We start from the raw sequence: 17,270 nt of genomic DNA on the forward strand, positions 1-17,270 counted from the left end.
CTCCGGTACGAAAAGAAGCAGGGGCGGGTCCCGCCCCCACCGCTATTCGAATTGTCGGGGGCGCAGGCCAGCGTGGAACCAGGTGATCATGGAATAGATGTCATACACCGGCAGTCCCGTGGCCGCCTGCAGGGCGGCCGCGTAGGGGGGCATGTTAGTACATTCCAGCACGATGGCGCCAACCTCGGGATGACGGCGGATCAGGTCGGCGCCGGCATCCAGGATGTCCTGTTGCGCCAGATCCACATCCATATCGGTCTTCTCGGCCTTGATCAGCACGCGGAAGAACTCGCGGCCGTTTTCGGTGCCCGCCACCGGGATGTCGGCGGGCACATTGACCGCCGCCAGGTGCTCGGGCGACAGGCTGCCGCCGCTGACGGTGACGATGCCCACGCGCTTGCCCGGCGGCAGCGTGGCCTGCACCCACGGCACCTGCATCAGTGAGGACGTGGCGACCGGCACCTGCAGGCGCGCCGAGAATTCGCGCTGGAACAGCGCGAGAAAGCCGCAGTTGGTGGTGATGGCCTCGGCGCCCTGGTCGATCAGGTCCTGCGCGGCTTCGACAAAGGCGTCCAGGGTGCCGCTGGCGCCCTGCAGCACCACTTTCTCGGGGCTGGCGCCCTTGACCACGCGATACAGCACGGGGAAGGGCCAGGTGAGGCCGTTGCCCATGTCGCCCAGGATGCGCGGGAAGCGGGCGTCGAGCATCAGGACGCCCAGGGGCGCGCCGTAGAGCGATTTGCCGCCACGGGCAATGCGGGGAGTCGTCGGCATGAAGATTCCTTCGGGTCAGGCGAAGCGTTGGGGGGAAAAGGGACGCAGGTCGATGGCGGGCGCGGCGCCGGTCAGCAGCTGCGCCACCAGCTGGCCGGTGCGGGCCGAGCCGACCAGGCCGACGTGGCCGTGGCCGTAGGCGTGGATGATGTCCGCGCAGGCCGAGGCCGCGCCGATGCAGGGCAGGCCGTCGGGCATGCTGGGGCGGCAGCCCAGCCAGAAGTCCTGGGTGCCCTGCGCCTCGCCCTTGGGCAGCGCGGGAAAGATCGACAGCAGCTGGCGGCGCAGGATGCGGGCACGTTCCCAGTTGGCGGGTGCATCCGGCGCGGCGATCTCGACCTGGCCGGCGGCGCGCAGGCCCTGGTCGGTCCAGTTGACGACCATCTTGGCGTCGGCGAACTGCGTGGGGGTGCGCACGCCGACCGCGGCGTCGCGGATGACGGCGTGGTAGCCGCGCTCGGCGGCCAGCGGCACGCGGTCCCCTGCCAGCGCGGCCAACGCGCGGCCGTGCACGCCGGTGGCGATGACCGCCCGGTCGCACGCGATTTCGCCCGCGTCGGTGCGCACCGCCACGAGGCGGCCGGATTCGATGCGAAAGCCGGTGGCGCGCGCGGCGCGCAGTTCGGCGCCCCGGGCGCAAGCCTGACGCACCAGCGCGGCCACGTAGCCGCCGGGATCGCGGCAGCTGCCGGTTTCGGGCACCCACACGCCGAAGGTGTAGCGCGGGTCCAGGTCCGGCTCGCGCTCGCGCAGCGCCTTCGTGTCCAGTTCTTCCCAGGCGATGCCCTCGGCGCGGCGGATTTCCCAGGCGCGCGCGTCGGCGCGGAACTGCGCTTCGCTCAGGTAGGCGTGCAGCAGCCCGCGACGTTCGATCAGGTGGCCGACGCCGGCCCAGGCGGCCTGCTCGTCATGCAGCGCCGGCGCGTCGCGCAGCAGCGTGCGCAGGGCATGCGCGGTGCGCTCGACCTGCGGCCAGGTCCAGGCCGCCCGCAGATAGCGCCACAGCCAGGGCAGGGCGCGCGGCAGGTAGCCCCAGCGCACCGCCAGCGGGCCCAGCGGATCGGACAGCCATTTCGGCACGCGTTTCCAGACGCCGGGTTCCGCCGGCGGCAGGATGGAATGCGAAGACAGCCAGCCCGCGTTGCCGTAGCTGGCGGCCTGCGTGCCGCCGGGTTCCGACGGATCGACCAGGGTCACGCGCAGGCCGGCCTGCAGGGCGCGCATCGCCACGGCCGCGCCCACGGCGCCCGCGCCGATCACCACCACATGGCGGCTCATTGCTGCGGGCCGCTGTAGTCCCGCGCATGGGATTGCGCGCGCGGATCCAGGCGGCAGTGCAGGATGGCCGGCTTGCCGCTGGCCAGCGCGCGCTCGAAGGCGGCGGTGAATTGCTCGGTGGTGTCCACGCGTTCGCCATGGCCGCCGAACGCCACGGCCATCGCGGCGAAGTCCGGATTGGCAAGGCGCGTGGCGACCTGGCGGCCGGGGTAGTCGCGCTCCTGGTGCATGCGGATCGTGCCGTATTGGCCGTTGTCCAGCACGACCACGATGATGGGGGCGTCGTACTGCACGGCGGTGGCGAATTCCTGGCCGTTCATCAGGAAGCAGCCGTCGCCGGCGAAGGCCACCACCACGCGGTCCGGATGCTGGCGCTTGGCCATGACGGCCGCCGGCACGCCGTAGCCCATGGATCCGCTGGTGGGCGCCAGCTGCGTGCCATAGCGATGGAAGCGGTGGTGGCGGTGCAGCCAGCCGGCGTAGTTGCCCGCGCCGTTGCAGATGACCGCGTCGGCCGGCAGGCGGTCGCGCAGCCAGGCCAGGGCCTGGCCGTACTGGAAGTCGCCCGGCAGCGTGCGCGGCACGTCGGTCCAGGCGCGATATTCCGCGTGGGCCGCGGCGGCCGCGCCGTCCCAGGCGGGGCTGGCGGGCACGGCCAGGTCCTGCAGCGCGGCGGCGAAGGCCTTGGGGCTGGCCTGGATGGCGAGTTCGGGCTGATACACCCGGCCCAGCTCTTCGGCGCCCGGGTGGACGTGGACCAGACGCTGGCGCGGCACCGGGACGTCCAGCAGGGAGTAGGACGACGACGGCATTTCCGACAGGCGCCCGCCAATCAGCAGGATCAGGTCGGCCTGTTCCACACGGGCCTTGAGCTTGGCGTCCGGGCCGATGCCCAGGTCGCCCGCGTAGTTGGGGTGATCGGCATCGAACAGCGATGCGCGCCGGAAGGACGTGGCCACGGGCAGGCGGGCGCGTTCGGCAAAGCGCGCGAACGCGGCGCAGGCTGCTTCGTCCCAGCCCGATCCGCCCAGGACGGCCAGGGGACGCTTGGCGTCGGCCAGCAGCGCGGCCAGGCGGTCCATGTCGGCAGGCGCCGGCCACGCGACGGCGGGCTCGACGCGTGGGGCGTCGGGCACCTTGCAGGTCTCGACCAGCATGTCTTCGGGCAGGGCGATGACCACCGGGCCGGGACGGCCCTGCATGGCCACGCGGAAAGCGCGCGCCACCAGTTCGGGCACGCGCGCGGCGCTGTCGATTTCCACCACCCACTTGGCGATGCCGCCGAACATGGCGCGGTAGTCGATTTCCTGGAAGGCCTCGCGCTCGCGCATGGCGCGGTCCACCTGGCCGATGAAGAGAATCATCGGCGTCGAATCCTGCATCGCGATATGCACGCCATGGCTGGCGTTGGTGGCGCCGGGGCCGCGGGTGACGAAGCACACGCCGGGACGGCCGGTGAGCTTGCCGTAGGCCTCGGCCATGATGGCCGCGCCGCCCTCGTTGCGGCAGGAAATGACTTCGACGCCGGTGTCGTACAGCGCATCGAGCGCGGCGAGATAGCTTTCGCCGGGTACGCAGGTCAGGCGCTCGACGCCCTGGACGCGCAACTGGTCGATGAGCACCTGGCCGCCGGTGCGTTCAGGCCAGGAGGATGGGGCGGTAGTCATGGATATGCGTCTCGAAGTAAGGCGGACGCAACCCGCGTCCGCAAAGAATCGGTAGGGAGTCCCGTGGCGGAACCGGGTGAAAAAAGCATAACACTTGACTGCATGCACAACAAGCATCATGATCTGTATACAGACGCCAATACAGCAACAACTAAGGCGCCGCGCTACCCCCGCCGGATGCCCCGGCGGGCGGCATATACCGTGACTATTCAAGGGGTTACACGTAATGAAACGCAGAGAGTTGTTGAGCCGTACCGCCATGCTGGGCGCCGTTGCCGCGGGCGCCGCCAGTGTCCTGCCGCAGGCTGCGCTGGCGCAGGCCGCGCCGGCCGCCCCAGCCAACGGATCCACCCTGGACCGCGTCCGTTCCAGCGGCGTGCTGCGCATGGGCGTGGTGGTGGGGCAGGCGCCTTACTTCACCAAGAACCTGGCCGACGGCACCTGGACCGGCGCCTGCCTGAAAATGGCCGCGGATATCGCCTCCAAGCTCAATGCCAAGGTGCAGGTCGTGGAAACCACCTGGGGCAACCAGGTGCTGGACCTGCAATCGAACAAGATCGATCTGGCCTTCGCCGTCAATCCGACGCCGGAACGCGCCCTGATGGTGGACTTCGCCACGCCCATCCTGGTGCACTCGTTCACCGCGGTCACGCGCAAGGGCTATCCCAAGCCGGCCACCTGGGACGACCTGAACAAGCCCGAGGTCCGCATCGCCGTGGACATGGGCTCGTCGCATGAACTGATCGCGCGGCGCTATGCGCCCAAAGCCAACATCCTGGCCTTCAAGACCCGCGACGAAGCCGTGATGGCGGTGTCGACCGGCCGGGCCGACGTCAACGTGGTGCTGGCCATCCTGGCGCTGCCCATGCTCAAGAAGAACCCCAGCCTGGGCGAAATCGCGATTCCGCGCCCGGTCCTGACGATGCCCACCAACATCGCCGTGCGCCTGGAAAGCGACAAGCGCTGGCGCGACTTCCTGAGCGTCTGGGCCGACTACAACCGCGCCATGGGAACGACCCGCGAATGGTTCATCGAAGGCCTGGCCGAACTTGGGGTGCAACAGGCCGACATTCCGCCCGAAGTGCAATTCTGAGGCGGGCGGGGCATGGAATATTCCTGGGACTTCGGGGCGCTGACGCCCTACGCGGCCCTGATCGGCAAAGGCCTGTGGATCACGGTGGTCTACACCGTGACCACGGCCCTGGCCGGCCTGGCCATCGGCCTGGTGGCCGGGGTGCTGCGCACCACCGGCCCGCGCTGGGTTTCCATTCCGATCGTCGCCTACATCGAGATCTTCCGCTGCACGCCCTTGCTGGTGCAGCTGGTCTGGATGTATTACGCGCTGCCGGTGCTGGTGCAGATGGAAATGTCGCCCGGCATGGCCTGCTTCCTGACGCTGACGCTCTACGGCGGCGCGTTCTACGCCGAGATCTTCCGCGGCGGAATCGAAGCCGTCGACCGCGGCCAGTGGGAAGCGGGCAGGGCGCTGGGCATGCGGCGCGGCCGCATCTTTCGCCGCCTCATCCTGCCCCAGGCCGTGCGCGTGATGATTCCCTCGCTCATCAACCAGACCGTGCTGCAGCTCAAGAACACCTCGCTGGTTTCGACCGTCGCGGTGGGCGACCTGCTGTATCAGGGTTCGGTGATCACGGCCGCCATCTACCGGCCGCTGGAGGTCTACACCGTCGTGGCCGTGCTGTATTTCGTGGTGCTGTTCCCGCTGACGCTGGGCGCCACCCGTCTGGAAAAACGCCTGGGAGCCCACCGATGAACGCCAATCCCATCGATGGCGCGCCGATGCTGCGCGCCACCGCCATCCACAAGTCGTTCGGCGACAACCACGTGCTCAAGGGCGTGTCGCTGGACGTGGCTCGCGGAGAGGTCGTGACCCTGATCGGCGCCAGCGGCTCCGGCAAGTCCACCTTCCTGCGCTGCATGAACCTGCTCGAGATGCCCGAGTCCGGCCAGTTGGAAGCCGCCGGCCATGCCTTTGCCTTCGGACCGCGCCAGCCCGCCATCGGCGATGCCCAGGCGGCCGACCTGCGCCGGGACGTCGGCATGGTGTTCCAGCACTTCAACCTGTTCCCGCACATGACCGTCCTGGCCAACGTCACCGAGGCGCCGGTGCAGGTCAAGGGCATGGCGCGCGACGAGGCCGCCGAGCTTGCGCGCGCGCTGCTGGACAAGGTCGGGCTGGCGTCCAAGGTGGATGCCTTTCCCAGCCGCCTGTCGGGCGGCCAGAAGCAGCGCGTGGCGATCGCCCGGGCGCTGGCCATGCGGCCGGACATCATGCTGTTCGACGAAGTCACTTCGGCGCTGGACCCCGAACTGGTATCCGAGGTGCTGGCCGTGATGAAGGACCTGGCCGCCGACGGCATGACCATGGTGCTGGTCACGCACGAAATGGCCTTTGCCGCCGAGGTGTCCGACCGCGTGGGCTTCATGCTGGGCGGCGAAATGGCCGAGATCGGCTCTCCGTCCGACATCTTCCAGCGGCCCCGGCACGAGCGCCTCAAGGCGTTCCTTGAACGCTTCCACAAGCAGGCCGCCTTCTGAACCCAGCCGCAGACGCAATGACCGACACGCCGCCGGGCTCGCCGGCCTCCATCTACGAACGCATCAAGGCGATGGCGACCACGTTCCGCCTGCGCCCGGGCGAACGCATCAACGAGGTCGAGCTGGCGCGCCAGCTCGGCGTGTCGCGCACGCCGGTGCGCGAAGCCCTGGCGCGCGTCGCGGCGGAAGGGTTCCTGATCGCCACGCCGACGCGCGGCTTCACGATGCGCGCGCTGGACGCCCAGCAGTTGCTCTCGCTGTACGAGTATCGCGCCACGGTCGAACTGGGCGTGGTGCGGCTGGTCTGTGCGCGGGCCAGCGACGAGGCGCTGGCCGAACTGCTGGCCAGCGCGGAGCAAAACCGCGACGAGCCCGACACCGACGCCCAGGCGATCGGGCTGCTGTGGCGCGACGAGGCCTTCCACGAGCGCCTTGCGACGCTGGCGGACAACCCCGAGTTCCTGCGCTCGGTGCGGTCGCTCAACGAGCGGCTGCGCTTTGCGCGCTGGATGGACCTGCGCGCGCGGCGCTCGCACACCCGCAACGACCATCCGGACATCGTGCGCGCCCTGATGGCGCGCGACCTTGACCACGTGGAGGCGCTGATGCGCCACCACATCAACCATCACCTCGATCACCTGATCGAACTCACCCGGCTCGGCTATGCCGAGATCTACATGGGCAATGCGCTGGCCGATTACGCCGAAACCGCCCGCGCGCCCGGCGACTCTCTGAACAGGAAATCCGCATGAAAGCTGTCTTCATCGACGCCAATCCCACCCTGGCCGCCGTGGCCGAACGCCTGCACCTGGCCGCCGACCCCGCGCTGCGCATCAACCGCCAGCCGGACATCACGTCCGAACAGATTCCGGCCGCCCTGGGCGATGCCGAGATCATCATCGTCGACCATACCCACCTGCCCACGGCCATCGCCCGCCAGTGCACGGCCCTGAAACACGTGGTGTTCCTCGGCACCGGCGCACGCTCGTACATGAACCCCGAAGAACTGGCCGAACTGGGCATCGAAGTGCACATCATCAAGGGCTACGGCGACACCGCCGTGGCCGAATGCGCCTTCGCGCTGCTGTGGGCGGGCGCCAAGGGCTTTGCCAAGATGGACCGCGGCATGCGCGCCGGCAACTGGCTGCGCACCGATGCCGTCCAGCTGACGGGCAAGACGCTCGGCCTGGTCGGCTTCGGCGGCATCGCCGCCGAAATGGCGCGCCTGGCCCAGGGCGCCGGCATGAACGTGCTGGCCTGGAACCGCAGCCCCAAGTCGCATCCCGGCGTGACCTTCGTCGAGCTGGACGAGCTGCTGGCGCAGAGCCATGCAGTGTCGCTGCACCTGCTGCTCAACGACGAAACGCGCGGCATGATCTCGGCCGAGCGCATCGCCCGCATGCGCGACGGCGCCATCCTGGTGAACACGGCGCGCGGCGCCCTGGTCGACGAAGCCGCGATGATCGCCGCGCTGCGCAGCGGCAAGATCGGCCATGCCGGCCTGGACGTGTTCGACGTCGAACCCATGCCGGCCCAGCACCCCCTGTACGAGCTGGACAACGTGACGCTGTCCGCCCATTCCGCCTTCCGCACCCCCGAAGCCAGCGACAATCTCGTCCAGGCCGCGCTCAACCACTGCCGCCGCGTGTCGGGCCAGGGAGCGCAGCAATGAGCCAGCCCATCACCCGCCTGGACCAGAACACGCGCCGGTCGCGCGCCGTGATCCATGGCGACACGGTCTATCTGGCCGGCCACACGGCCGCCGACCGCAGCCAGGACATCGGCGGCCAGACCCGCCAGGTGCTGGCCGCGATCGACCAGATGCTGGCCGAGTCGGGCACGGACAAGTCCCGCCTGCTGAACGTCACCATCTGGCTGAGCAGCATGGCGCATTTCGCCGGCATGAATGCGGTCTATGATGCGTGGATCGTCCCGGGCCAGGCGCCCGCGCGCTGTTGCGGCGCGCTGGATCTGGCGGCGCCGGACATCCTCGTCGAGATCATGGTCACGGCGGCCCGCTGAGGGCCTTCCATCCGCAGGAAACAGATCAAATGTCCCATACCGAAGCATTTGCCCCCGCCGCGCCCCTGCGCCGGGCCCGGCGCATCGCCGCCATCGAGGTCTCCGAGATCCTGCGCATCGGCGCGCGCGCGGCCCAGCTCAAGCGGGAAGGGCGCGACGTCATCGTCCTGGGCGCGGGCGAGCCCGATTTCGACACGCCGGACAACGTCAAGGCCGCCGCCGTGCGCGCCATCGAGGCCGGCGAAACCAAGTACACGCTGCTCGACGGCACCCTGGCCCTGAAGCAGGCCATCGCCGCCAAGTTCCTGCGCGAAAACGGCCTGACCTACGGCCTGGACCAGATCACGGCCGGCGCCGGCGCCAAGCAGGTGATCCACAACGCGCTGATGGCCACGTTGGACGAGGGCGACGAAGTCATCGTCGTCACCCCGTACTGGACCTCGTACGCCGACATGATCACCATCGCCGGCGGCAAGACGGTGCAGGTGCCGGGCCGCGAGGAAAACGGTTTTCTGCTGGATCCGGCCGACCTGGAGGCCGCCATCACGCCGCGCACGCGCTGGCTGATGCTCAATTCGCCGTCCAACCCCTCGGGCGCGGCCTACGACGAAGCGCGCCTGCGCGCCATCGCCGACGTGCTGCTGCGCCATCCGCACGTGTGGGTGCTGGCCGACGACATCTACGAGCACCTGGTCTATGACGGCTTCGCCTTCAAGACCATGGCGCAGGTCGAGCCGCGGCTGCTGGACCGCACGCTGACGGTCAACGGCCTGTCCAAGGCCTATGCCATGACGGGCTGGCGCCTGGGCTACGCGGGCGGCCCCCGCGAACTGATCGCGGCGATGGCCGTGGTGCAGAGCCAGAGCACCTCCAACCCGTGCTCGGTGACCCAGGCCGCCGCCATCGAGGCGCTGAACGGCCCGCAAGACGTGCTGGCCGAAAGGTGCGCGTCCTTCCTGGAACGCCGCGACCTGGTGGTCAACGCCCTGAACGCCATCGAAGGCATCCGCTGCCGGCGTCCCGAAGGCGCGTTCTACACCTTCGCCAACTGCGCCGGCGTGCTGGGCAAGACGACGCCGCAGGGCAAGCGCCTGGAGACGGACGCCGACTTCTGCGCCTATCTGCTCGACCACGCCGACGTGGCCGTGGTGCCGGGCAGCATCTTCGGGCTGGCGCCGTATTTCCGGATCAGCTATGCGACCTCGCTGTCGCAGTTGAAGATCGCGATGGATCGCATCGCCAACGCCGTCCGCGCGCTGCGGTAGCCTCGAGGGGGCCGGCCCCAGCGCGCCGGCCCCTGTGCCTTCCTCCGCATTTTCCAGGATCCCGCCAGGGCACCCCCATTGGCGGCCTTTGGCATGGACGCCGGGCGCCGCCGCACCCCGAGGGGGCCCGTTTCAACCGCGCAACAGCCGTTGTCAGGGTGCCCGAATCCACTTATTGTTGTCCCGGACCATGCTGCATGGTCCCGCCGGCGGCGCCGGACGGCCTCGACACAAGCCTCAATCAAAGACTTGACTGGACATGCGGAGTTCACATGAACTATTCGTTTCTTCTGGCGGGCCTGGCGGTGCTGTTTTTCATCGGCCTTTTCCTGGCCATGGCGATCGGCAAGGCTTTCGGGCGGAATCTGGACGAAAAGGGCGGGGCAGGCGTTGCGGCCATCGAAGCCTCGGTTTTCGCGCTGCTGGGCCTGCTCGTGGCCTTCACGTTTTCCGGCGCGGCCCAGCGCATGGCCGAACGGCGCAATCTCCTGATCCAGGAAGTGAACGCAATCGGAACCGCGTGGCTGCGCATCGACCTGCTCAACGCGGACGACCAGCCCAGGCTCCGGGAGCAATTCAGGAACTACGTGGACCAGCGGATCCTGTATGACCGGGAGGTCGCGGATCTGGACCACCGGGGCGCCATCGCGGCCAAGGCCGGCGCGCTGCAGCAGGACATCTGGAGAACGTCCATCGCCGCCACGCGCAATGCCGTGCCGCCGTACGCGGCGTCGTACATTGCGGCGGTCAACGACATGTTCGACTCCGCCACCAGCCTTACCGCTGCCCAGAAAGTGCATCCGCCCTTGGCGACCTACGTTTTTCTCGGCTTCCTGGCGCTGGTTTGCGCCTGCCTGGTAGGCGTGAACCTGGCCGCGTCCAAGCGCAATGCCCTGCTGCACCAGGCCATCTATGCGGTCGTCATGACCGCCGCCCTGTACATCATCATCGATTTCGAGTTTCCCAGGATCGGCACCATCCGGATCGACCAGAGCGACGCCTTGTTGCTGGCGCAGCGACAGTCCATGGTGGACCCGCCCGGGCCGGCGCGCTGACCGGCGCCCTGGCCCCAGCGAAGGACGCGATCCGGTGCAGCCGCACTAGAGAAACTGCGTTTTGCCGCGCCGCGGCTTCCGTGCTTACATCAGCAGAGCCCGTCGCGGGGCGGAGCGTCACCCAGGGAGACCACCATGGCGCTGAGCGATGTGCGGGGAAATCCCGTTTCAACCGATGAACAGGCGTCCATGGACGCTTATGAACGGGCGCAGTCCCTGTTCCATGGCTATTACGGCGATCCACTGGGAATCATCGACCAGGCGCTGGCCGACGACCCGGTCTTCGTCATGGGCCATCTGCTGCGCGCGGGCATGATGATCACGGCCAGCGACAAATGCGTGGAGCCGCTGCTGCGCGACAGCGTGGAGGCCGCCGAAGGCCTGTACGACATCGCCAACGAACGCGAACGGCGTCACACCGCCGCCGCCCGCGCCTGGCTGAACGGCGAATTCTCCAACGCCTTGCGCCGCTATGCCGACATCCTCATCGACCATCCCCACGACACGCTGGCGCTGCAGGTGGGCCACATTGGCGATTTCCTGCTGGGCCGTTCGAGCATGCTGCGCGACCGCGTGGCCGGCATCCTTCCGGCCTGGGACCGCTCCATGCCGGACTATGGCTACGTGCTGGGCATGCACGCCTTCGGCCTGGAAGAGACCAATCTGTACGCCCAGGCCGAAGCGCAGGGCCGGCGCGCGCTGGAACTCAATGTCCGCGACCCCTGGGCGGTCCACGCGGTGGCCCACGTGCTGGAGATGCAGGGGCGGGTGGAGGAGGGCATTGCGTGGCTGGACGGACGCCGTGACGACTGGTCCGCCGACAACATGCTGGCGATCCACAACTGGTGGCATCTGGCCCTGTTCCGCCTGGACCGCGATGAAATCGACAAGGTGCTGGCCCTGTACGACGAACGGCTGCGCGAAGGTTCCACCGGGCAGGTCCTGGACCTGATCGACGCCTCCGCCATGCTGTGGCGCCTGCTGCTGCGCGGCGTGGACGTGGGACCGCGCTGGCGCCAGCTGGCCGACGTGTGGCGCGAACGCGGCGGCGCCGGGTATTACGCGTTCAATGACGTCCACGCCCTGATGGCCTACCTGGGCGCGGGCGACGGCGCGGCCGCGCAGGCATTGATCGAAGCGATGGAGGCCGCGGCCGAAGGCGGGGGCACCAATGCGATGATGACCCGCGACGTCGGCCTGCCCGTGGCGCACGCGCTGGTCGCCTTCGTGCGCGAGGACTACGCGCTGGCCGTGGACCTGCTGCGCGACGTGCGTCTCATCGCGCATCGCTTCGGCGGCAGCCATGCCCAGCGCGACGTGCTGGCGCTGACCCTCGTGGAAGCCGCGTTGCGGGACGGCGCGCGCGCGCTGGCCAAGGCGTTGACGGCGGAACGCATGGCGCTCAAGCCCGCCAGCGCAGGCAACCGCAAGCTGGCGTCACGGGCCGCCGCGCTGTAGACCGGCGCACGGCGCGAGGAGGCGCGGCGCGCAAGTGTCGCGCATTTGCCATGTCCGCGTCGGCGGCGCGAATTGGCGTTTCCCTTGGGATATCATGGGCAGCCCCGGGACGGTTCCGCTTCCCGGGCCGAGTTCTGTTTTCCTGTCGTGCCTGGTCAACACCGATTCCGCGCGGGGTATCAACATGAACGACTGGCTTCTCCTTGCCCCTGCGGCGCTGGTGTGCTTCGCGCCGCTGCGGGTTCCCCTGTGTCAATCCATGGCTGATCCCGATGACGCCGGGCAAAAGGGATGACGCGGGAAGGGCAGGCGCCCGACTGAGCCGGCTGGCGGCAGGGCGGGCCTGGGCCCTGGCGGCCTGCCTCTTCGCCGCCTCCACGCAGGCGCAGCAAGGGGTCCGCCTGAGCCAGGACGACCTGCAAAAGCGCGCCAACGGCGTGCTGGCGCTGATGTCTTTTTCCATCGTTCCCGACATCACGACAAGCTCGCTCAACATCGGCAGCGGCGCAGGCTCCACCTCCGGCTCGACCGAATTCTTCATGACGCAGCTGGGCGGCGGCGACACGATTTCAAAATCCGTTCCCATCTATCTGGAAGGCGTGCTGGCGGGCAGCCGCTACGACCCGACCTTCATCGCCACCCAGGGCGCCGAGCAGCGCAAGATTCCCACCAAATGGAACAGCGTGTCGGCCACGGGGGGCATCGGCTGGGACTTCAAGCTGACCGACGAGCTGAAGCTGCGGCCCATCTTCAACTTCGCCCTGGGCAACGTGACGAGCGACCTGCGCGCGGCGAGCTGGTACGTGGGGCAGGTGACGGGCCGCGACATCGACTTCCTGGACCGGGGCTCGCTGAACGCCTATGGCCTGGGCGGGTCGATCATGCTGGACTACGAGCACTACCGGCCGGGATACGAGGTGGACGTGGAGTTGCGCTATTCGGACATCCGCCTCAAGAGCTTCGACAGTTCGGCGGCGGTGCAGGGCAACGCGATCGCGCAATCCGCCAATCTCTGGGCCCGCTACCGCGCGCCCACCGGCATCACCATGCTGGACCGCCCGTTGCGCTACGTGCTGGAACTGACGCATTCCGAGTTCCTGGGCGACCAGAAGGGCATCCTGGGATTCGACCGGCTGACGTCGGTCGGCGCGGGCCTGGAACTGGACTCCAGCGCGTACGACATGATCATTACGCGGACCCGGGTGGTGGGGCGCTATGTCTTCGGCAACAACGTGCGGGGCTTTTCCGTGGGCCTGGCCGTCAGCTTCTGAGACGGGAGGCGGGGCCGGCTGCCAGACCAGCCCCGACACCGCTTACGGCGTCACGATGTTGAACCAGAACTCGAAGTTGTCCAGCGACGCGAACATCTCCGTGATCTTCTGCTGATCCCCGCTGACCTTCACGTCGCCCTTGTCGAGCGCCTCTTTGAGCGTCATTTCCTTGAGCATCATGCGATTGAGCGTCTCGCGGCTGAGCGCCATGCTGGCGGTGGGCTCCTTGGCCGGCTTGCCCTCGGTGTGATTCAGCACGCTGTTGACCATTTCCAGCGTGTATTTCTGGTTAGTGTCCGTGAAATCCAGGTTGAGCACGACGTGTTTGCCCGCGGACTTTTCGCGATTCAGCCGGACGGCGAAGTAGTCAAAGAGCATATCCAGCGTCATCGCGCGCACGGTGTCGGGGCTGGCTGTGTCCGGGACGGGCAGTTTCTGCACGCCTTCGCGCAGTTCCTTGGCGCCGGTCAGGTAGAAGTTGCGCCACGGGCCGCTTTCGGCCTGGTAGCCCATCTGCTCCAGCGCGTCCGCCTGCAGGTTCTTGGCCTCCTGGTTGTCGGGCTCGGCGAAGACCGCGTAGTTCACGACCTCCGCCACCCAGCGGTAGTCTCCCTTCTTGTAGTAGTCGCGGGCCTTCGCAAGAATGGCCGGCACGCCGCCCATCATGTCCACGTAGCGCCTGGAAGCCTCCTGGATCGGCAGCGTGTGCAGGGTGGCGGGGTTGCCGTTGAACCAGCCCAGGTACAGGACGTACGTGGCGCGCACGTTGTGGTTCACGGATCCGTAATAGCCACGGTTCGAGAACTTGGTGGCAATGGTGTCCGGCAGCTTGACCTGTTCGGCGATTTCTTCCTTGTTGTAGCCCATGTTGGCCAGGCGCAAGGTTTCGTCGTTGATGTAGCGGTACATGTCCCGCTGCAGGCTCAATTGCTCCTGGACCTCTTTCTTGCCCCACACCGGCCAGTGGTGCATGGCGTACATCACTTCGACGTCGTCGCCCCACAGCGCCAGCGCCTCGTTCAGGTACTTCGACCACGCCAGCGGATCCCGGATCTTGGCGCCGCGCAGCGAATAAGTGTTGTGCAGCGTGTGTGTGGAGTCCTCGGCGGTGTTCAGCGCCTTCTTTTCCTTGATGTAGTACAGCATTTCGGCGGGAGCCTCGCTGCCCGGCGCATACAGGAATTCGTAGGTCAGGCCGTCGATGGTGCGCTTTTCGCCGGTCTTTTCGATGATGTCGGTGGGCGGAATGAGAGTCACCGTTCCGGCCGACGTCGTGGTGCCCAGGCCCGCGCCAACCTGCCCGGTGGCGCTGGGCGGCAGCAGGTTGCCGTACATGTAGCTGGCGCGGCGGCTCATCGCAGTGCCGGCCATTACGTTTTCGGCCACGGCGTGTTCCAGGAAGCCCAGCGGCGCATAGATTTTGACCGAACCCGCCTTGACGTTCACCTCGTCCACCACCCCGCGCACGCCGCCGTAGTGGTCGACGTGGCTGTGCGTGTAGATCACCGCGACCACCGGCTTCTTGGGGCGATGCTGAAAATAGAGGTCCAGCGCGGCCTTGGCCGTTTCGGTGGAAATCAGCGGATCCATGATCGTCAGGCCTTCCTTGCCCTCGACGATGGTCATGTTGGACAGGTCGTAGTTGCGCACCTGATAGATGCCGTCCGTGACCTTGAAGAGTCCCGAGATGTTCAGCAACTGCGACTGCCGCCACAGGCTGGGGTTGACGGTGTCCGGCGCCGGCGCGCCTTCCTTGATGAAGTCGTACTTGGTGGGATCCCACACCAGGTTGCCCTCGGCGCCCTTGATCATGCCCGCCGGCAGCGGCGCGATAAAGCCCTTGTGCGCGAGGTCGAACGAGGTTTTGTCGGAGAAGGGCAGTTCCTTGAGCAGCGCCGCGTTGGCGTCTTTCGTGGCGGGTTCGGCGGGTTTGGGTGCGTCCGCAGCCCAGCCGGGGACAGACACCGCCAGGGCCAGCGCCAACGCCGTCAGGGCGGGCGCCAGGCGGCGCCGGTGAACGGGCGATGACGTGGAAGACGATACGGCGCGTGCGACTTGCATCATGGTGTCAACTCCAAAGGGAACAATCAGAACCAGCCGCGGGGAACGGTCTGGCCGCCAGAAAGTGGAAGAGCCTTGAGGATGGACAACGCCTTGGTTTCGAGCCTACTGGAATGTGTCGGTCAATCAACTACGGGTATCCCCGGATATGGCTGGGACGGTGCAGGTGGCGTCCCACCCGGAAGAGGCGTCGGCGCAACAGCCTTGGCAGTCGGCTCGATGTTGCGAACAATTCTTGGTATCATCTTCGCCATGTTGGCCGCCGGCCGCTCTTCCAGGCAGGCGGCTTTTCTGTGTCATCGCGCTGCTAGTCGGGGCGTTCGAGCATGTCCAACCCCCTCCAGCCGCTTCAGCTTCTCTGCGAAAACCACTACGAATGGCTTTGCCAGTGGTGGCGGCGCCAGCTTGGCCACGGCGACGAGGCCTCGGACTTTGCGCATGACACCTTTCTGCGCGTGCTGCGCAACCCCGAAGAAGTCCGCACGCTGCGCCAGCCCAGGGCGTATCTGACCACCATCGCCCGCGGGCTGCTCAATGACCACTGGCGCCGCCGTTCGCTCGAGCGCGCCTGGCTGGAGGCGATCGCCGCGCTGCCCCCCGAACTGGAAGCCTCGCCCGAGATGCTGCTGGGCGTGCGCCAGGCCCTGCAACAGCTGGACCGCATGCTCGGAAGTCTTGCGCCGCAGGCGCGCGAAGTGTTCGTCCTGTCGCAGCTGGAAGGCCTGACCTACGTCGAAATCGCCGCCCGCACCGGGTTGAGCGACCGCAGCGTGAAGCGCTACATGGCGCAAGGCTTCGAGATCTGCCTGGCCCTGATGGAGCACTGACCCAAGGTGAGCGCCGCCGAATCCAAGCCGCTGGACGCCACGGTCATCCGCGAGGCCGCCCGCTGGCTCGTTCGCCTGCACTCCGGCGACGCCGGCCCGGCCGACCACGCCGCCTTCGAACGCTGGCGCCACGGCAGCCCCGAGCGCGAGCTTGCCTGGCAGCGGGCGCAGCGCCTGACACAGCAGTTCAGTGCGGTGCCGCCCGCGCTGGGCGTGCCGCTGCTGACGCGCGAACCCGCCGTCAGCCGCCGGACGGTACTGCGGACGCTGGCGGTGTTTGGGCTGACCGTGCCGGCGGCCGCCTGGATGACCTACCGCCTGGGCGGCCAGGACGCCGGCGCCTACCGCACCGCGGTGGGCCAGGACCAGCGGCTGGCCCTGGCCGACGGCAGCCAGGTCCACCTGAACACCGACACCGGCCTGGACGTGCGCTATTCCGACGAAACGCGCCTGTTGCGCTTGCAGGCCGGCGAGGTTTACGTACGCACGGCCGCCGACCAGGCGGGCAGGGCGCGGCCATTCATCGTCGAGACGCCGCAGGGCCGGTTGCAGGCCCTGGGCACCCGTTTCGTGGTGCGGCGCCTGGACGATGGGCAGGCCATGACGGAACTGACGGTCCTGGAGCATCGCGTCGCGGTAACCCTGCGGAACGGCGACGCGGCGCGCATTTTCAACGCCGGGGAGACCGTGAGGTTCACCGCGAATGCCTTCTTGAAGGACGGTGCGGGCAGCGGGGCGGGCAGTGGTCTGGCCCGTGCCGGCGCCCCGGGCTGGACCCGCGGCGTGATCGAGGCCGACAACATGCGCCTGGACGCGCTGTTGGCGGAAGTGTCGCGCTACCGGCCCGGCCTGGTGCGCTGCGATCCCGCCGTCGCCGGCCTGCGGGTGTCCGGCGTATTCCGACTGGACGACACCGATGCGCTCCTGGCCGTCGTGGCCAATACGCTGGACCTGCGGGTGGTGGCGCGCACCTCCTATTGGGTCACGCTGGCGCGTTGACCCGCGGCGGCACTGGCTGCCATTGAGTTTCAAATAT

Annotated in this window: 16 protein-coding genes; 12 read left to right on the forward strand and 4 right to left on the reverse strand. The window is 68.1% G+C overall.

The genetic code is table 11. From position 1 onward, the window contains the following. Nucleotides 1-42: 42 nt before the first annotated feature. From ABE485_RS09915 to ABE485_RS09925, 3 genes are read right to left on the reverse strand one after another with little or no spacing between them, the layout of a single operon-like run. Nucleotides 43-774 (reverse strand): aspartate/glutamate racemase family protein, encoded by a 732-nt coding sequence (locus ABE485_RS09915; protein ID WP_346515121.1) that lies wholly within the window; start codon nucleotides 772-774, stop codon nucleotides 43-45. 15 nt (nucleotides 775-789) lie between these two features. Continuing rightward, nucleotides 790-2,052 (reverse strand): NAD(P)/FAD-dependent oxidoreductase, encoded by a 1,263-nt coding sequence (locus ABE485_RS09920; protein WP_346515122.1) that lies wholly within the window; start codon nucleotides 2,050-2,052, stop codon nucleotides 790-792. Next, nucleotides 2,049-3,719 carry a thiamine pyrophosphate-binding protein gene (locus ABE485_RS09925; protein WP_346515123.1) on the reverse strand — a complete coding sequence of 557 codons (1,671 nt, stop codon included), beginning with the start codon at nucleotides 3,717-3,719 and terminating at the stop codon, nucleotides 2,049-2,051. Before ABE485_RS09925 ends, ABE485_RS09920 begins: the two co-directional genes overlap by 4 nt. 226 nt (nucleotides 3,720-3,945) lie before the next feature. On the opposite strand from ABE485_RS09925, the gene ABE485_RS09930 reads away from it, so the two are divergent. From ABE485_RS09930 to ABE485_RS09975, 10 genes are all read left to right on the forward strand, one after another. Further along, a complete protein-coding gene (locus tag ABE485_RS09930; protein WP_346515124.1) occupies nucleotides 3,946-4,812 on the forward strand; it encodes a transporter substrate-binding domain-containing protein in 867 nt (288 codons plus the stop codon). 12 nt (nucleotides 4,813-4,824) lie between these two features. After that, on the forward strand, nucleotides 4,825-5,490 hold the full coding sequence (locus ABE485_RS09935) for an amino acid ABC transporter permease (RefSeq protein ID WP_346515125.1): 666 nt from the start codon (nucleotides 4,825-4,827) through the stop codon (nucleotides 5,488-5,490). After that, nucleotides 5,487-6,275, forward strand: coding sequence for an amino acid ABC transporter ATP-binding protein (locus ABE485_RS09940; protein WP_430795410.1), 789 nt, complete (start codon nucleotides 5,487-5,489; stop codon nucleotides 6,273-6,275). Before ABE485_RS09935 ends, ABE485_RS09940 begins: the two co-directional genes overlap by 4 nt. 17 nt (nucleotides 6,276-6,292) lie before the next feature. Further along, the gene (locus tag ABE485_RS09945; protein WP_346515126.1) at nucleotides 6,293-7,027 is read left to right on the forward strand and encodes a GntR family transcriptional regulator; all 735 of its coding nucleotides are present in this window, start codon (nucleotides 6,293-6,295) and stop codon (nucleotides 7,025-7,027) included. Beyond that, complete coding sequence (locus ABE485_RS09950; RefSeq protein ID WP_346515127.1) at nucleotides 7,024-7,947, forward strand: NAD(P)-dependent oxidoreductase; 924 nt, start codon at nucleotides 7,024-7,026, stop codon at nucleotides 7,945-7,947. Before ABE485_RS09945 ends, ABE485_RS09950 begins: the two co-directional genes overlap by 4 nt. Continuing rightward, a complete protein-coding gene (locus ABE485_RS09955) occupies nucleotides 7,944-8,297 on the forward strand; it encodes a RidA family protein (protein WP_346515128.1) in 354 nt (117 codons plus the stop codon). The genes ABE485_RS09950 and ABE485_RS09955 overlap by 4 nt, the downstream gene beginning before the upstream one ends. Before the next feature lie 29 nt (nucleotides 8,298-8,326). Next, nucleotides 8,327-9,562: a pyridoxal phosphate-dependent aminotransferase gene (locus ABE485_RS09960; RefSeq protein WP_346515129.1), complete on the forward strand. Its 1,236-nt coding sequence runs from the start codon at nucleotides 8,327-8,329 to the stop codon at nucleotides 9,560-9,562. A gap of 272 nt (nucleotides 9,563-9,834) precedes the next feature. After that, nucleotides 9,835-10,617: a hypothetical protein gene (locus ABE485_RS09965; RefSeq protein WP_346515130.1), complete on the forward strand. Its 783-nt coding sequence runs from the start codon at nucleotides 9,835-9,837 to the stop codon at nucleotides 10,615-10,617. 135 nt (nucleotides 10,618-10,752) lie between these two features. After that, nucleotides 10,753-12,075 (forward strand): tetratricopeptide repeat protein, encoded by a 1,323-nt coding sequence (locus tag ABE485_RS09970; RefSeq protein ID WP_346515131.1) that lies wholly within the window; start codon nucleotides 10,753-10,755, stop codon nucleotides 12,073-12,075. A gap of 272 nt (nucleotides 12,076-12,347) precedes the next feature. After that, the gene (locus tag ABE485_RS09975) at nucleotides 12,348-13,346 is read left to right on the forward strand and encodes a hypothetical protein (RefSeq protein WP_346515132.1); all 999 of its coding nucleotides are present in this window, start codon (nucleotides 12,348-12,350) and stop codon (nucleotides 13,344-13,346) included. 42 nt (nucleotides 13,347-13,388) lie between these two features. On the opposite strand, the gene ABE485_RS09980 is transcribed toward ABE485_RS09975, so the two are convergent. Next, a complete protein-coding gene (locus ABE485_RS09980; RefSeq protein WP_346515133.1) occupies nucleotides 13,389-15,410 on the reverse strand; it encodes an alkyl/aryl-sulfatase in 2,022 nt (673 codons plus the stop codon). Nucleotides 15,411-15,733: 323 nt separating this feature from the next. On the opposite strand from ABE485_RS09980, the gene ABE485_RS09985 reads away from it, so the two are divergent. After that, nucleotides 15,734-16,234 (forward strand): sigma-70 family RNA polymerase sigma factor, encoded by a 501-nt coding sequence (locus ABE485_RS09985; protein WP_346515134.1) that lies wholly within the window; start codon nucleotides 15,734-15,736, stop codon nucleotides 16,232-16,234. A gap of 6 nt (nucleotides 16,235-16,240) precedes the next feature. Next, complete coding sequence (locus tag ABE485_RS09990; protein WP_346515135.1) at nucleotides 16,241-17,233, forward strand: FecR domain-containing protein; 993 nt, start codon at nucleotides 16,241-16,243, stop codon at nucleotides 17,231-17,233. The last annotated feature ends 37 nt before the right edge of the window (nucleotides 17,234-17,270 follow it).

This window comes from Achromobacter spanius, assembly GCF_039673305.1.
Lineage (GTDB): Bacteria > Pseudomonadota > Gammaproteobacteria > Burkholderiales > Burkholderiaceae_B > Achromobacter > Achromobacter spanius_F.

Bases quoted from the DNA above. Each gene is read 5' to 3' on its own strand.
- ABE485_RS09915 (WP_346515121.1), bottom strand. From the start codon at position 774: ATGCCGACGACTCCCCGCATTGCCCGTGGCGGCAAATCGCTCTACGGC.
- ABE485_RS09920 (WP_346515122.1), bottom strand. From the start codon at position 2,052: ATGAGCCGCCATGTGGTGGTGATCGGCGCGGGCGCCGTGGGCGCGGCC.
- ABE485_RS09925 (WP_346515123.1), bottom strand. From the start codon at position 3,719: ATGACTACCGCCCCATCCTCCTGGCCTGAACGCACCGGCGGCCAGGTG.
- ABE485_RS09930 (WP_346515124.1), top strand. From the start codon at position 3,946: ATGAAACGCAGAGAGTTGTTGAGCCGTACCGCCATGCTGGGCGCCGTT.
- ABE485_RS09935 (WP_346515125.1), top strand. From the start codon at position 4,825: ATGGAATATTCCTGGGACTTCGGGGCGCTGACGCCCTACGCGGCCCTG.
- ABE485_RS09940 (WP_430795410.1), top strand. From the start codon at position 5,487: ATGAACGCCAATCCCATCGATGGCGCGCCGATGCTGCGCGCCACCGCC.
- ABE485_RS09945 (WP_346515126.1), top strand. From the start codon at position 6,293: ATGACCGACACGCCGCCGGGCTCGCCGGCCTCCATCTACGAACGCATC.
- ABE485_RS09950 (WP_346515127.1), top strand. From the start codon at position 7,024: ATGAAAGCTGTCTTCATCGACGCCAATCCCACCCTGGCCGCCGTGGCC.
- ABE485_RS09955 (WP_346515128.1), top strand. From the start codon at position 7,944: ATGAGCCAGCCCATCACCCGCCTGGACCAGAACACGCGCCGGTCGCGC.
- ABE485_RS09960 (WP_346515129.1), top strand. From the start codon at position 8,327: ATGTCCCATACCGAAGCATTTGCCCCCGCCGCGCCCCTGCGCCGGGCC.
- ABE485_RS09965 (WP_346515130.1), top strand. From the start codon at position 9,835: ATGAACTATTCGTTTCTTCTGGCGGGCCTGGCGGTGCTGTTTTTCATC.
- ABE485_RS09970 (WP_346515131.1), top strand. From the start codon at position 10,753: ATGGCGCTGAGCGATGTGCGGGGAAATCCCGTTTCAACCGATGAACAG.
- ABE485_RS09975 (WP_346515132.1), top strand. From the start codon at position 12,348: ATGACGCCGGGCAAAAGGGATGACGCGGGAAGGGCAGGCGCCCGACTG.
- ABE485_RS09980 (WP_346515133.1), bottom strand. From the start codon at position 15,410: ATGATGCAAGTCGCACGCGCCGTATCGTCTTCCACGTCATCGCCCGTT.
- ABE485_RS09985 (WP_346515134.1), top strand. From the start codon at position 15,734: ATGTCCAACCCCCTCCAGCCGCTTCAGCTTCTCTGCGAAAACCACTAC.